Source organism: Mesorhizobium sp. M7A.F.Ca.CA.004.06.1.1, assembly GCF_003999135.1.
Classification (GTDB): domain Bacteria; phylum Pseudomonadota; class Alphaproteobacteria; order Rhizobiales; family Rhizobiaceae; genus Mesorhizobium.
In genome coordinates, this window is the sequence record NZ_RZPQ01001051.1 from 1 (window position 1) to 1,556 (window position 1,556).

Below are 1,556 nucleotides of genomic sequence, written 5' to 3' on the forward strand. Positions count from 1 at the left end.
GATCACGGAAGGTCTAACGATGGCCGGGTCTACGCTGCAACCGGCTGGTTTCTCAGAAGCCGTCACGACAGACCCCGGCGATGACACCACGTATGGCTCGGGTGGCGCACCTTTTATCAAAGGCGGCACGGCTCTGTCGGGAACTTGGCGCGCTATGGGTCGTGTCTCCACGGGCGGCGGCGCAATCCGACGCAGAACGTTCTTGGCGATGAGGATTTCCTGATGGAGTTCCGCAACCCGAAATACAATGCGGCCGGCACGATCGATGTTGAGATCAACCATCCGCAATTCGGCTGGATCCCGTTTTCTGCCTCTCCCGACGACGACACGGTTTATGGGCCAGAAATTTTTGCGGTTGCCATCGCTGGGGTTGTTGCGCCCTATGTGCCGACTGTGAGCAAACCGGAGATCCCTGCCAGTGTCTCGGCCAGGCAGTTCAAACTACAGCTTCTGGCATCAGGTCTGCTCGATGCGGTAGAATCGTTCGTCTCAGCACAGAGCAGGGCAGTTCAGATCGCATACGAGAATAGCGGCTCGTTCGTCCGGACGGAACCTATGATGCTGGCCGGCTTCGCCGCGCTCGGTTTCGACGACGGGCAGATCGACGCGTTTTTTGTGGCAGCGTCCGGCCTATAGGATCGGGATATGGCCTTCGCCACAGCCTTCCAGGGGAATGCGTTCCAGGCAAATGCGTTTCAGATTGTGCCCCCTGAAACTGACACTCGCCAACCTGGCGCCGGTCACTACAGGCGGCGCCCAACGATCTATCTGGACCGGCACGGCAAGCCCGTCGACATTCACGCCCGCAAAGTTGAACCCCTTGAATCGGAAATCCTGCCGGAGCTGACGCCGGCCATGGTTGAAGCGCTTATGGCAAAGATGCATGTCCCTCAACTGCCCCAAGCCGACCCCATGGCCTCTATCATGGCCAAGATGGGCCAACTGATGATCTCCCGCGAACTCGACGCCATGGTCGACGACGACACGCTGATGGTCCTGCTTCTCTCCTGAATTCCAAACGGCTTATCTTTTCGCACCGACAGACCGCACCCTTCATCCTGCCTCCAAGCGGGACTTGAAATGGCTCGGTACGTGTTTCGAAACGGCATCTTCGTTGACCGGCAAACGGGCGCTCCCATGGAGAAGCCATTCGCCGGCCAGATCAGCATGCCGAATGTCATCTCCGACATTCCGGAGTACCGCTCGCCGATCAACGGCGCGGTAATCGGCTCACGCTCTCAGCGGCGCGATGATCTGAAGAAACACAATTGCGTCGAGTACGAGCCCAGCCTTTCCCCGACCAAGGGCAAATTTCGCAATCCCGACTTCTGCCAGAAGCGGGGCCTTCAGGTGTCAGAGGAATTTCGATGAGCGCTCAACTTGCTGCCGTGGCTGAAGCCGCACCGGTCGTCGTCGATGCCGGCGCGATCAACGACAATGCTGCCGCCGATGATACGGCTCTGGAAGCCATCTGGAACAAGAACGAACGCGATAACGGGGCGGAGCGTGAGAACGGCAGGTTTGCAAGCGGGGACCGGTCCGAAGCGGCCGATACG

General features: G+C 59.2%; 5 protein-coding genes. All 5 read left to right on the forward strand.

The window, feature by feature from the left end:
- The coding region (locus tag EN906_RS37865) for a hypothetical protein (protein ID WP_206529249.1) at positions 1-223 on the forward strand (223 nt) is incomplete at its 5' end.
- Positions 223-636 (forward strand): hypothetical protein, encoded by a 414-nt coding sequence (locus EN906_RS33690; RefSeq protein ID WP_236383071.1) that lies wholly within the window; start codon positions 223-225, stop codon positions 634-636. The genes EN906_RS37865 and EN906_RS33690, both read left to right, overlap by 1 nt.
- A gap of 9 nt (positions 637-645) precedes the next feature.
- Entirely contained in the window at positions 646-1,011 is a 366-nt protein-coding gene (locus EN906_RS33695; protein ID WP_127270717.1) for a hypothetical protein, read from the forward strand.
- A gap of 156 nt (positions 1,012-1,167) precedes the next feature.
- Positions 1,168-1,371: a hypothetical protein gene (locus EN906_RS33700; protein WP_236383072.1), complete on the forward strand. Its 204-nt coding sequence runs from the start codon at positions 1,168-1,170 to the stop codon at positions 1,369-1,371.
- On the forward strand, positions 1,368-1,556 hold a 189-nt coding region (locus EN906_RS33705; RefSeq protein WP_164773473.1), incomplete at its 3' end, for a hypothetical protein. The genes EN906_RS33700 and EN906_RS33705, both read left to right, overlap by 4 nt.